This window comes from Sutcliffiella sp. NC1 (assembly GCF_027594365.1).
Taxonomy (GTDB): domain Bacteria; phylum Bacillota; class Bacilli; order Bacillales; family Bacillaceae_I; genus Sutcliffiella; species Sutcliffiella cohnii.
Genome location: NZ_CP115153.1, coordinates 2,961,160 through 2,974,274 on the forward strand (window position 1 = coordinate 2,961,160; position 13,115 = coordinate 2,974,274).

At 35.9% G+C, this 13,115-nt stretch carries 11 protein-coding genes; all 11 read right to left on the reverse strand.

The window, feature by feature from the left end; translation table 11 throughout:
- Positions 1-11: 11 nt before the first annotated feature.
- Positions 12-1,001: a signal recognition particle-docking protein FtsY gene (ftsY, locus tag O1A01_RS15455; protein WP_066417667.1), complete on the reverse strand. Its 990-nt coding sequence runs from the start codon at positions 999-1,001 to the stop codon at positions 12-14.
- A 14-nt stretch (positions 1,002-1,015) separates the two neighbouring features.
- The gene (gene smc / locus O1A01_RS15460) at positions 1,016-4,582 is read right to left on the reverse strand and encodes a chromosome segregation protein SMC (protein WP_066417669.1); all 3,567 of its coding nucleotides are present in this window, start codon (positions 4,580-4,582) and stop codon (positions 1,016-1,018) included.
- Positions 4,583-4,660: 78 nt separating this feature from the next.
- On the reverse strand, positions 4,661-5,413 hold the full coding sequence (rnc, locus tag O1A01_RS15465; RefSeq protein ID WP_270064461.1) for a ribonuclease III: 753 nt from the start codon (positions 5,411-5,413) through the stop codon (positions 4,661-4,663).
- Between the two features lie 272 nt (positions 5,414-5,685).
- On the reverse strand, positions 5,686-5,919 hold the full coding sequence (gene acpP, locus O1A01_RS15470) for an acyl carrier protein (RefSeq protein ID WP_066417674.1): 234 nt from the start codon (positions 5,917-5,919) through the stop codon (positions 5,686-5,688).
- A gap of 56 nt (positions 5,920-5,975) precedes the next feature.
- Complete coding sequence (gene fabG, locus O1A01_RS15475; RefSeq protein ID WP_066417676.1) at positions 5,976-6,716, reverse strand: 3-oxoacyl-[acyl-carrier-protein] reductase; 741 nt, start codon at positions 6,714-6,716, stop codon at positions 5,976-5,978.
- Between the two features lies 1 nt (position 6,717).
- Positions 6,718-7,662, reverse strand: a complete 945-nt coding sequence (fabD, locus tag O1A01_RS15480; RefSeq protein ID WP_066417678.1) for an ACP S-malonyltransferase — start codon at positions 7,660-7,662, stop codon at positions 6,718-6,720.
- Positions 7,655-8,665, reverse strand: coding sequence for a phosphate acyltransferase PlsX (gene plsX, locus O1A01_RS15485; protein WP_066417680.1), 1,011 nt, complete (start codon positions 8,663-8,665; stop codon positions 7,655-7,657). The genes fabD and plsX overlap by 8 nt, the downstream gene beginning before the upstream one ends.
- A 17-nt stretch (positions 8,666-8,682) precedes the next feature.
- Positions 8,683-9,249 (reverse strand): transcription factor FapR, encoded by a 567-nt coding sequence (gene fapR / locus O1A01_RS15490; RefSeq protein WP_066417683.1) that lies wholly within the window; start codon positions 9,247-9,249, stop codon positions 8,683-8,685.
- A 168-nt stretch (positions 9,250-9,417) separates the two neighbouring features.
- Positions 9,418-11,466, reverse strand: coding sequence for an ATP-dependent DNA helicase RecG (gene recG / locus O1A01_RS15495; protein WP_270064462.1), 2,049 nt, complete (start codon positions 11,464-11,466; stop codon positions 9,418-9,420).
- Entirely contained in the window at positions 11,459-12,346 is an 888-nt protein-coding gene (gene sdaAA, locus O1A01_RS15500) for an L-serine ammonia-lyase, iron-sulfur-dependent, subunit alpha (protein WP_270064463.1), read from the reverse strand. Before sdaAA ends, recG begins: the two co-directional genes overlap by 8 nt.
- A 40-nt stretch (positions 12,347-12,386) precedes the next feature.
- The gene (gene sdaAB, locus O1A01_RS15505) at positions 12,387-13,049 is read right to left on the reverse strand and encodes an L-serine ammonia-lyase, iron-sulfur-dependent subunit beta (RefSeq protein WP_270064464.1); all 663 of its coding nucleotides are present in this window, start codon (positions 13,047-13,049) and stop codon (positions 12,387-12,389) included.
- Positions 13,050-13,115: the final 66 nt, after the last annotated feature.

Here is a 13,115-nt window from a genome sequence, read left to right on the forward strand (position 1 = left end):
ATAAAATGCCTTTATTCTTGCTCTTGTTCTACCATATCGGCAAATAATCCGTAAACATATTGTTCCGCATTGAATGGCTGTAAGTCGTCAACTTTTTCACCTAAGCCGACAAATTTAACTGGAATATTTAATTCATTTCGAATTGCTAATACGATACCACCTTTAGCCGTACCGTCTAGTTTCGTTAAAGCTATTCCTGTAACGTTTGTTGCTTCTGAGAAGATTTTAGCTTGACTCAGGGCATTTTGTCCTGTTGTTGCGTCTAAAACGAGTAGTACTTCATGAGGAGCATCAGGAATTTCTCGTTCTATTACACGCTTTACTTTTTCAAGCTCTTTCATTAAGTTTACTTTATTTTGCAATCTACCCGCAGTATCACAAAGAAGTACGTCTACCTTTCTTGCTTTTGCCGCTTGAATAGCGTCGTACATTACAGCTGCTGGATCTGATCCTGAAGATTGTTTAATAACATCTACTCCAACACGTTCGCCCCATACTTCTAACTGTTCAATCGCACCTGCACGGAAAGTGTCTCCAGCAGCTAATAAAACATTTTTACCTTCTAGTTTAAATTTATTTGCTAACTTCCCAATTGTAGTTGTCTTCCCAACACCGTTTACACCAACAACTAAAATGACTGTTAACCCATCTGTTTGAAAGTTCAGTTCAGAGCTAGCATTACCTCCACTTTCATATATTTCTACCAATTTTTCAGAAATAACAGATTTCACTTCTTTTGTATCTTGAATATTACGACGTTTCACTTCTAATTTTAATTCGTCGATTAATTCCATTACTGTATTAACACCAACATCTGCACCAATTAAAATTTCTTCTAGTTCATCAAAGAAATCTTCATCTACTTTTCGATAACGGGCTACTAAATCATTTACTTTTCCCGCAAAAGAATCACGTGTTTTTGATAAACCATCCTTAAACTTCTCAGTTACAGTTTCTGTTTGTACCGTAATTTTTTCTTTTAATTTTTTAAAAAAGCTCATACACAACTCCCTCTCTATTTTACTAATTCCCTTGTATCCTCGAGTCGAACAGAGACTAGTTTGGAAACACCAGATTCTTGCATTGTTACACCGTACAAAACATCACAATGTTCCATCGTACCTTTACGATGTGTAATAACAATAAATTGAGTTTCTTTACTATAATGTTTTAAATATTGTGCGAAACGATGTACGTTTGCTTCGTCTAGTGCTGCTTCTACTTCGTCAAGAATACAAAATGGAACTGGTCTTACTTTTAAGATAGAAAATAATAACGCAATAGCAGTTAGAGCTCTTTCTCCACCAGATAAGAGACCTAAGTTTTGAAGTTTCTTCCCCGGTGGTTGAGCCACTATGTCTACACCAGTATTCAATAAATCACTTGGATCTGTTAACACTAAGTCTGCTCGTCCACCACCGAATAATGAATGAAATACGTCATGAAAATGAGATCGAATATTTGTAAACGTAATTTCAAAGCGTTTTTTCATCTCTTCATCCATTTCATCAATTACTTGAAACAATGTACCTTTCGCTTCCATTAAATCATCTTTTTGCTCATTTAGGAATGTATATCTTTCAAACACTCTCTCGTATTCTTCTATAGACCCGATATTAACAGTTCCAAGTTCTTCTATTGCTAGTCTAATTAGTTTAACCTTTCGTCTAGCTTCCTCTATTTCCAACGTTAAAGGATATGTTTCTTTTGCAGCTTCATATGTCAACATATACTCTTCCCTTAAGGTATCGAGCCTATTATCTAATTCTACATCTAAACGATTTAATTGTACTTCTTCCGCTTTTAAGATTGTAGTAAGTAGTTTATATTGGCGCTTTATATCTTTTAACTCTTCTTCTTCTTGGTGTACTTTTTCATGTACGTTTAGTCTTTGCTGTCGGCGTTCTCCAATTAGCTTAATAGTTTCATTTTTATCTTGCATTTTTTCTTTTGCCGCTTGTTCTAACTGGACTTCGCCCGAGGAGGATGAAGTCATTTCAGAATTTAATAAGGCTAAATCATCTTTCACTTCCATTAACTTCTCTTTATTAGATAGCAATTCCGTTTCAAGATTATTTACCTTTTCAGCCTGGTTAGACAATCGTTCTTTTTTACTAGCTACTTCAATTTTAAATTGTGTAATATCATTTTCTAATGATTCTTTAGTTAAATGCTGTTCATTCTTCTTCTTATTTAAATCTGCAATTTCTTCATCTAATGATATTATTTTTTCGCTTATTACTTGTAGCTCTTTTTCTAGTTCATCTTTTCTATCACTAGATTTTTGTTTATTGCTGTCATATTGACCTTTTTCGTAATCATAAAGAGACAGGTGTTCATTAATGTTTTTCTCTTCTATTTCAATTTCTTTAAGTGTAGCTTTTATTTCTTGTTCAACTAGTCTGAGATTTTCCCCTTTTTCTTTTAAGCTAGCAATATCTTTCTCTTTTACCTTCAGTTTTTGCTTTAAGCCTTTTACTTGCTCTTCCATTAGGGCTGTTTTTGTTTCCATTTCTTTAAGCTTTTCTGTTATATCTTCTAGTTCACGACTTCTACTTAGAAGAGAATTATTTTTTTGCTTAACAGCTCCTCCTGTCATGGATCCACCTGGATTGACAACATCCCCATCTAACGTAACGATTCGGTATCGATGTTGTAAAAGCGAAGCAATTTCATTTGCTCCCTTTAAATCTTTAGCAATGACAATATGACCGAGTAAATTCATAACGACATTTTTATAATTAGAGTTATACGAAACTAAACTTTCCGCTACTCCGATAAAAGAAGGGTGTCCTTGTAGCTGTGATAGTTGATAGTCCGCAATATTCCTAGCTTTCATTACATTCATCGGTAAAAAGGTTGCTCGACCATATCCAAATTTTTTCAAGTACGAAATCGCTTGACGCGCATCTTGTTCACTTTTCACTACAATGTGCTGTGTAGCACTTCCTAAGGCAATTTCAATAGCTGTTTCAAACTGTTCGTTCACTTGTATTAATTCCGCTACAGCACCTTGTACACCGTTTAACTTTTGCTCTTCTCGTGCTTTTAATATTTCTTTAACCCCTTGGAAAAATCCTGCAAAATCACCTTGCATCGCTTCGAGCATCTCTTTACGAGACTTTCCTTGTTGTAATAATTGATAGGCATTATATAAGCTAGACTCTTTTTTCTGTAACGATTCTCTCCACTGTTCGAACTCCACTTGTTCTTTTCGGTATTCATCCACTACTAAGTTTAACTGTTCACGGTTTTTTTCTTGCGTTTCGAGCACTTCATTTTTTCGAAGTTCAATTTGTTTGCGTTCATGTACATATTTTTTATTTACTTCATCGAGTCTCTTCACCTTCGTTTCTTCTTGCGATAGTTGTTGATTTAAATAAGTTAACTCATTGCGGAAAGATGCTTGTTTATTTAAAAACTCAATATAATCACTTTTTAGTTGCTCTATCTTTTCCTCAATATCTTGATTTAAATCTTCGCGTAAAACTAGTTTTTCTTTTAATAATCTTTCTGTTTCTTTCACTTGCTCTCGAAGAGCTTTAAGTTCAGAAGTTTCCGCTTGTAATCTCGCTTCGTGCTTTTCAACATAGTCATCTAATTCAATTGCTGTACGCTCTAGTTGTTCTTTATTCTGACTAGCATTTTTCTTTCTTTCTTTTAATACTTCTTTTCTTCCTTCTAGTTTTTCCAAATCAGAACTAACGATTAATAACGCTTCTTGCAAATGGTGGATAGATTCATCTAAAGCACTTAATTCATCCTTATATTTCTCCAAACGTGCTTCTCTTTCATTTATCATCGTAGAAAGTTCTAGTTCTTTTTCATTATTCTCTTTTACTTTTGAAGACAGTGACTCCCATTTCGTATGGAGCTCTTCTATTTCATGTACCATCACGCCAACTTCAATTTTTTCAAGTTCTTCTTTTTTCTCTAAGTAATCTTTAGCGATAGATGCCTGTTGTTTTAATGGTTCTACTTGAGATTCCAATTCATGCAGTATATCTGTTACACGATTAAGGTTTTCTTGTGTTTCTGCTAATTTATACTCAGCCTTCTTTTTTCGTGTTTTATACTTTAAAACTCCAGCAGCTTCTTCAAAGATTGTTCTTCTTTCTTCTGCCTTGCTGCTTAATATTTCTTCTACTTTTCCTTGACTAATGATGGAAAAGGCCTCTTTTCCTAACCCCGAGTCCATAAATAAATCAACTATATCTTTGAGACGACATGTTTGATTATTAATTAAATATTCACTATCTCCCGAACGATAAACCCTTCGTGTTACACTAACCTCTAAATAATCAATTGGTAAAATTCTATTATTATTATCTAATGTTAACGTTACTTCCGCAAAATTTAATGGCTTCCTACTATCACTGCCCGCGAAAATAATATCTTCCATTTTTGATCCACGTAAAGATTTTGCAGATTGTTCTCCTAAAACCCAACGAATGGAATCTGTAATATTACTTTTTCCACTCCCGTTTGGACCAACAACAGCTGTTACTCCAGGAACAAAATCTACTTTAATCTTTTCTGCAAACGACTTAAATCCTACTACTTCTAATCGTTTGAGGTACATTTCCTTCACCTCATCCAAATGATATTTATTTTAATACGATATACATTCAACATGAAGAATCCCCCTATTAAGGGGGATTTAACTCTTCTCTGTTTTAGAGTTCTTTAGTTTCTCAATAGCAATTTGAGCTGCACGTTGTTCCGCCTCTTTTTTTGACTTTCCGACTCCGACTCCAAGCTCGTTACCGTTTAATGCTACCATTGAAATAAACTCTCGATTATGCGCTGGCCCTTTTTCTTGTAATACTTTATATTCTAGCTGGCCTAGAGCATCGCGTTGAACATACTCCTGTAATTGGCTTTTATAATCCATCACATGAGAAAAAGCACCGTCATTAATTTTAGGATAAACATATTTTTCTAAAAACTCGAATACAGTTGCTAATCCTTGATCTAAGTATAAAGCTCCGATGAAAGCCTCAAAAACGTCTGCTAACAATGCTGGCCTAGCTCGTCCACCTGTCATCTCTTCTCCTTTTCCTAGTAAAACATATTGCCCAAAGGAAAGTTCATTAGCAAAAGAAACGAGGGAAGGTTCACAAACAATAGATGCACGTAATTTCGTTAGTTGTCCTTCACTCATCATCGGATATTTTTTATACAAAAATTGTGAAATAGTTAATTCCAAAACTGCGTCACCTAGAAACTCTAATCTTTCGTTATCCTCATAAGGTTTTTTACGATGCTCATTCACATACGATGAATGGGTAAATGCCTGGTACAAAAGTTTTTCATTCACAAAGTTAATATTAATTTGCTGTTGTAGTGTTTGAAATTTTATTTTCAACACTTCGCTTCTCTTTTCAAAGCTTTTATTTTTATTTCTATACATAAAGAGCCTCCAACACTACATTAATCGCATAATAAAGTGAAACTTCAATCAGCGCTTGCGCTGATTGTTAGTTGAACCAATCGGGGTGTTAGCGACCGTTAGACACCCTTCACGTGATGGGGGGCTTACGGTCGCTAACACCAGGATAAAGTGTATTATATCATATTTATTTTACCAAATAACGTGGAAGATACAAAGTAACGATTAAAAACTTTTATTTCATTTAAAAAATAGAAAGTCCTGCTAATTAGCAGGACCTCATTTTAAAATAATTATTGCTTTGCATTTATGTAGTTGACTGCATCGCCAACCGTTGTGATATTTTCAGCTTCTTCATCAGAAATTTCCATATCAAACTCGTCTTCAAGCTCCATTACTAATTCTACTACATCTAGAGAATCAGCACCTAGATCATCTTTAAATTTTGAATCTAAAGATACTTCAGACTCGTCAACACCTAAACGATCAACAATAATCTTTGTTACACGCGCTAATACATCTGCCATAACATTCACCTCCCCTCAAGTATTATAGTAGAAGTGCTATAAAAAAACTAGCATTATTACATTACCATTCCACCATCAACATGTAATGTTTGTCCAGTCATATAAGCACTAGAATCTGATGCTAGAAATTTAACAACTGAAGAAATATCTTTAGCTTCTCCGAATCTTGATAACGGGATTAACTTTAACATTTCTTGACGAACCTCTTCAGGGAGTTTATCCGTCATATCTGTTGTAATAAAGCCAGGAGCTACTGCATTTACAGTAATATTTCTACTAGCTAATTCTTTAGCAGTTGTTTTCGTTAATCCGATTACTCCTGCTTTTGCCGCTACATAATTAGCTTGGCCGGGGTTCCCGCTGACACCAACAACTGAAGCAATATTAATAATTCTTCCTGCTCTTTGTTTCATCATTTGCCTTGTAACAGCCTTCGTGCTGTTGAATACCCCTTTTAGGTTGATGTTAATTACATCATCCCATTCATCTTCTTTCATACGCATAATTAAGTTATCTCTCGTAATTCCAGCGTTATTTACTAAAATATCAACCGAGCCGAACTGAGATACAGCCTCTTTCACCATGCTTTGCACCTCATCAATATTGGCTACGTTTGCGCGATAAACAATAGCACTACCACCAAGCGACTTTATTTCATCTACTACTTCGTTTGCTTTCGCTTCGCTTCCTGAATAGTTAACAATTACGTTAGCCCCTTCTTTTGCTAAATCAATCGCAATCGCTTTTCCGATTCCGCGAGATGCTCCAGTTACGATTGCCGTTTTCCCTTTTAACATATTATCCCTCCACCTGTAATTTTTTAACTGCATCTTGTAACGATTGAATATCGTATACTGGCAATGTTGTTGCACGTCTATTAATTTTCTTTATAAGTCCAGATAGTACTTTTCCAGGTCCAACTTCAATAAAAGTATCGACACCTAAGTCAATCATTCTTTCTACACTTTCTTCCCAACGGACTGGAGAATATAATTGTTCTATTAATTTTTGCTCAATTTCATTAGCATCGACTACTTCTTTCGCATCAACATTACCAATTACCGGAACAGTAGGTGAAGAAATTTTAATTTCTTTTAACATTTCCTCTAGTTTAGATGCTGCAGGCTTCATTAAAGATGAATGGAATGGGCCGCTAACGACTAACGGTATAACTCTTTTAGCACCAGCCTCTTTCGCTTTTTCACTTGCGACCTTTACACCTTCAGTTGACCCAGAAATAACAATTTGCCCAGGACAATTTAAATTTGCCAGCTGAACTGGTGCAATAGTTTCCGTTACTTCGTTCGTAACTTTCTCTAATTCACCAGCTGCCATCCCTAAAACTGCTGCCATTGTACCTTCCCCAGCAGGGACAGCTTCTTCCATAAATTTACCTCTATTATGAACAGCATATACTGCATCTTCAAACGAAATGGATTTAGATGCTACTAAGGCACTATATTCTCCTAAACTATGACCAGCTACATAATCTGGTGCAATACCTGCCTCTTCTAGCTTTTTAAATATCGCATAGCTAGCCGTTAATAGTGCTGGTTGTGCGTTAAACGTTAATGTCAGTTCATCTTGTGGACCTTCAAACATTAATTGAGATAGAGAATAGCCTAACTTTTTGTCTGCTTGATGTAAAACTGCCATTACATCAGCATGTTCATTTGCTATTTCTTGTGCCATTCCAACTGTTTGCGATCCTTGACCAGGAAAAACAAAAGCTATTTTACCCATTTTTCTCCTCCGTCCATTCCATTTTCTCGATAGTAGCTTCGATATTTTCTACCATTTTTGACTGAATCATTTCTCTTGTTTGTCTTATAGCATTAAAAACAGCATTTGCATCCGAAGATCCATGTGCCTTTACGACTGGTGCTTTCAGACCAAATAAAGCAGCTCCACCGTACTCCGAATAATCTAATTTATTTTTTACTAATTTCAACTTAGGTTTAAGTACTGCTGCCGCCAATTTACTTTTTAAATCACTCATTAATACTTCCTTTAACATCGTAAACATACTGAGTGCCGTTCCTTCAATGGCTTTTAATGCAACATTCCCCGTAAAGCCGTCAGTGACGACTACATCGCATACTCCAGTTAGCAAGTCGCGTGCTTCTACGTTCCCGACAAAATGGACAGTGTCGGTATCTTTAAAAAGATCATAAGCTTGTTTTGTTAATTCATTGCCCTTTTTGTCCTCTGTACCAACATTTAGGAGTCCTACTCTCGGCTTTTCAATACCTCTAACTTTTTGTGAATAAATAGACCCCATTACGCCATATTGAAATAAATGCTCTGGTTTAGCATCAACGTTAGCTCCTACATCAAGCATTAAAAAACCTTCTCCTCCTATTGTAGGAAAAGTGGGTGATAATGCAGGTCTTTCAATACCTTTAATTCTGCCAACTATTAATAAACCAGCAGTCATTAATGCCCCAGTGTTTCCGGCTGAAATACAAGCATCCGCTCTTCCTTCTTTTACTTCTTTAGCCATTAACACCATTGAAGCATCTTTTTTTCTTCTAACAGCTCTAACCGGCTCATCTTCACCAGTTATTGTTTCTTCTGTATGTATAACAGTAATATTAGTCTTATTATGTAAATATTTGTTAATTTCCGTTTCGTTACCGACTAATGTAACGGAAATATCAGAAAAATGCTCTATAGCTTTCATCACACCTTCAACAATTGATTTTGGTGCATGATCTCCGCCCATTGCATCTATAGCTATTTTCATCTTAATTTTCCTTTCTTTTACATATTCGTAGAACGAAACATCTCAAAACTGCCGTAAAAGACTACATCATTTCCGACTGTGCTTTTCACTTCTACTGTTGTTCTTCCTTTTTCCCGATCAACATTTTGTACAATCGCTTTAGCAACTACTCTTTGTCCTAATTTAACTGGCGAAGTAAATCGAATATTTGCTTTCGCCGTTAAGGCAAGCTCATCATTAATAACAGCAACTGCTAAAGAGTTAGCTTGTGCAAATAAATGATGTCCTCTCGTAATGTTATTTCGAACAAATACATGCTCTTTTTTTACATCAAAAATGGAAATCGCACTTTTATCCAATTCAAGATCTATCACTTCTCCGATCACTTCTTCGATTGGTAATGAGCGTACTTCTTTTTCTAATGTTTTCTCTGCGACATGTTTTATTCTCTCTCTTAATTCTGGTATACTTAGCTCTAAACGGTCTAAACGTATAGTTTGTATACTTACTTGGAAAAATTCAGCTAATTCCTCATCTGTAATAAAGGGATTATCTTTTATTTTTTCCTTCAGTAACTGCTGCCGTTCTTTTTTATTTCGTTTCATCTATATCAAACTCCATCCGAACTATTATGACTAGGTACTAATAGTAGTATATATATTAAAAAAGCAGAATGCAACATAAAAATAATTTGCATACTGCTTTTTCTATTCTTATAGAAAATAATGAAAGTTTAAAATAATCACCGTCATAACTAATGACTAGTAATAGCTCTAGTCTAACTTGTCACCGTCTAGTACTCCTGATTCCAACACAATCTTTCTTAACGTTTCATAATTAACATCCACCCAAAATTCTTCTGAATGTAACATGTTATACGCATCTTGTCTCGCAACTTCTAGCGCCCGATAGTCATGTACCATATCAGCTACTTTAAATTCGGGTACACCACTTTGTTTTCTTCCAAAAAAGTCACCAGGTCCCCTTAATTCTAAGTCCTTTTCCGAAAGTGTGAATCCATCATTCGTTTCTGTCATTATTTTCATACGTTCTTTTCCGTTTTCTGACTTTGGATCAGCTAACAAAATACAGTAAGACTGATGCTCTCCTCGTCCAACTCTTCCTCTTAATTGGTGCAATTGGGAAAGCCCAAATCGTTCGGCATCGTATATAACCATCATCGTCGCATTCGGAACGTTTACACCTACTTCAACGACAGTCGTAGATACTAGAATTTGTACTTCGTTTTCACTAAACTGACGCATCACGTCTTCTTTTTCATCAGCTGTTAATCTTCCATGCATTAACCCAACTTGCCAACGACCGTTATAAAAATGAGTTAACATCGAATGAACATCAATTGCATTTTGCACATCTATTTTTTCCGATTCTTCAATTAATGGACAAATAACATATGCTTGTCTACCTAGCTGGAGTTCTTTTTCAACAAAAGCTAACACTCTATCAATCATTTGGTGTTTTGCCCAGTATGTTTCAATTACTTTTCTCCCGGCTGGCATTTCATCAATCGTTGATACATCCATTTCACCGAAAGCTGTAATAGCAAGAGTTCTTGGGATTGGGGTAGCGGTCATAAATAATACATCTGGATTAAACCCTTTTTCTCTTAAAACCCTCCTTTGCTCTACACCGAAACGGTGCTGTTCATCTGTAATAACTAAGCCCAATTTAGCAAAGTTAACGTCATCTTGAATAAGTGCATGAGTTCCTACGATGATATTTATTTTCCCTTCTTGAAGATCTTCTAATAACAACCTTCTTTTTTTTCCTTTGACAGAACTTGATAACAGTTCGATAGATATGTCATATTGCTGAAACAACCCTTTTAAAGAATGAACATGTTGTTCTGCTAATATCTCAGTTGGAACCATTAATGCACCTTGAAAGCCAGATAGTATTGTAGCATATAAACAGATTGCCGCAACGACTGTTTTTCCAGAACCTACGTCACCTTGTAACAACCGATTCATTCGATACGGTGTAGAAAGGTCTCGTAATATTTCATTCACTACACGGTTTTGTGCATTCGTTAGTGGAAACGGTAAAGACTCTATAAATTCATTTAAAACATCACTGTTAAAATGTTGGGTGATACCTTTTGAATGTTCCCTTTTATATTTTCTTAACGCTTGAATCTTTAATTGGAACAGTAAAAATTCTTCGTAAACAAAATATCTTCTCGCTTGCTTTAAGTAATTAGAAGATTGAGGAAAATGCAGAACATTCATTGCTTCAAATCGAGACGGAAGCTTATACTTTTTTACTAATTCAAAAGGTAATAACTCTTCCAAACTATTACCAAATTGTTTAATAGCAGAGGCGATAAACCTCCTCATCTGTTTAACCGTTACATTTCCTTTAACAGAATATATCGGCTCAACTTCTTGCTGTCGATTAAAAGGACCAAAATGAATTTCAGAAACCGTAATCGTCTGTCGATGCTGATCCCATTTACCAGTTATCGTGACAGATTCATTAATATGTAATTTATCTTTATAGTATGGCCGATTAAAACAAACCGCTTTAACTAAATAACGTCCAACATACGCACGAAACGTAAGTCGAGATTTTTTTCTGCCATAATACATAAGAGAAGGCTCACCATGAACCTTCCCCTCAACTGTAATTTTTTCTTCATGCTTAACATCCGCAAGATCCCGCAAGCGAAAATCTTCATAGCGGTAAGGGAAGTACAGTAAAATATCTTCTACTGTCGAAATCCCCATTGTACTTAAGGCTATCGCTGTTTCCTCGCCTATTCCTTTTATTTCAGTTACAGGTAATTTTTTTAAGTTACTCACCTTTTTGGAGCGACACACCAAATATTTTCGCTTCTAATTCTCTACCCGTTGGTGTTGCCGCCAACCCTCCTTGTGCTGTTTCTTTTAAAGCTGTTGGCATCGTTTGACCGATACGATACATCGCATCAATTACTTCATCACATGGAATTCTACTTGTTACCCCTGCTAGAGCTAAATCTGCGGCTACCATCGCATTAGCAGCACCCATTGCATTACGTTTAACACACGGTACTTCTACTAAGCCTGCTACCGGGTCACATACTAATCCTAGCATATTCTTCAGTGTGATGGCCATTGCTTCGGCACATTGAGATGGTGTTCCGCCAGCCATTTCAACGATAGCTGCTGCAGCCATTCCAGAAGCCGATCCTACTTCCGCTTGACATCCACCTGCTGCTCCAGAAATAGACGCGTTATTTGCAACAACAAAACCGAATGCCCCAGATGTAAATAAGAAATTAACCATATCTTCTTTCGTTGGGTTTAGTTTATTTTTAACTGCAAATAATGTACCCGGAACAACACCTGCTGAACCTGCCGTTGGGGTAGCACAAATTGTACCCATTGCAGCATTTACTTCATTAGTAGCTACCGCCTTACTTACCGCATCTAAAATGATATCCCCCGATAAAAAGTTACCTTTTTGAAGATACTCTTGTATTAAAACAGCATCCCCTCCGGTTAAGCCTGAAACAGATTGAACACCAGCAAGCCCTCGTTCAACCGCCTTTTCCATTACATCTAAATTTGCTTCCATTTGGGCAATAATTGTTTCTCTGCTTTTACCTGTAAACTCCATTTCTTGCTCAATCATTATTTCTGCTATTTTTTTGTTTTGGCTCTCTGCAAGCTCAACTAATTCAGCAACATTTCGAAACATTTGTTTCCCCTCCAAGTCAACACAAAAGTAAGCGTTATCATTATTCTACTATTTTTGTAACTTTTGTTATATTTGGTAATTTAGATAATTCTTCCAGTATAATCGTTTCTATATTTTGATCTACTTCAATAGTCATTAACGCCTGTTTTCCTTTTTCTTTCCGAGCTACTTCCATATGTCCTATGTTAATTTCATATTTCGCTAATACATTTGCTACTCCAGCAATGGCACCGTATCGGTCATTATGCACAACTAATAGAGCAGGGTGATTACCAGATAATTTCAATTGAAAGCCATTTAATTCAATAATTTCTATCTTTCCCCCACCTATAGAAATTCCGACGAGTTCAAGTTCGTTATCATCGTCACCTATTATTACTTTTGCTGTATTTGGATGATCTGTAACAGCCTCTTCTTCTGTAAAAGTAATTTCTAAACCGAGTTCTTCTGCAAGCTTTAAAGAAGACTTAATTCTCTCATCAAACGTATCAAAATCTAGTATACCCCCGACAATTGCTACATCTGTTCCGTGACCTTTATACGTTTTTGCAAATGAACCGTAAAATGAAATTTTTGCCCATTTTGGTTGTTTCCCGAAAAGACTACGAGCAACTCTTCCAATTCTAGCTGCGCCGGCTGTATGTGAACTTGAAGGACCTATCATTATCGGACCGATAATATCAAAAACACTTCTATACTTCATAATCGTCTCCCCATCCTTATAAAGCAAAGTTATCTTTTTCTAGGTCTTTTTCGAATGTATACATGT

Excerpts from the sequence above, each read along its gene's own strand:
- ftsY (WP_066417667.1), bottom strand. The coding sequence starts at position 1,001 with ATGAGCTTTTTTAAAAAATTAAAAGAAAAAATTACGGTACAAACAGAA.
- smc (WP_066417669.1), bottom strand. The coding sequence starts at position 4,582 with ATGTACCTCAAACGATTAGAAGTAGTAGGATTTAAGTCGTTTGCAGAA.
- rnc (WP_270064461.1), bottom strand. The coding sequence starts at position 5,413 with ATGTATAGAAATAAAAATAAAAGCTTTGAAAAGAGAAGCGAAGTGTTG.
- acpP (WP_066417674.1), bottom strand. The coding sequence starts at position 5,919 with ATGGCAGATGTATTAGCGCGTGTAACAAAGATTATTGTTGATCGTTTA.
- fabG (WP_066417676.1), bottom strand. The coding sequence starts at position 6,716 with ATGTTAAAAGGGAAAACGGCAATCGTAACTGGAGCATCTCGCGGAATC.
- fabD (WP_066417678.1), bottom strand. The coding sequence starts at position 7,662 with ATGGGTAAAATAGCTTTTGTTTTTCCTGGTCAAGGATCGCAAACAGTT.
- plsX (WP_066417680.1), bottom strand. The coding sequence starts at position 8,665 with ATGAAAATAGCTATAGATGCAATGGGCGGAGATCATGCACCAAAATCA.
- fapR (WP_066417683.1), bottom strand. The coding sequence starts at position 9,249 with ATGAAACGAAATAAAAAAGAACGGCAGCAGTTACTGAAGGAAAAAATA.
- sdaAA (WP_270064463.1), bottom strand. The coding sequence starts at position 12,346 with ATGTTTCGAAATGTTGCTGAATTAGTTGAGCTTGCAGAGAGCCAAAAC.
- sdaAB (WP_270064464.1), bottom strand. The coding sequence starts at position 13,049 with ATGAAGTATAGAAGTGTTTTTGATATTATCGGTCCGATAATGATAGGT.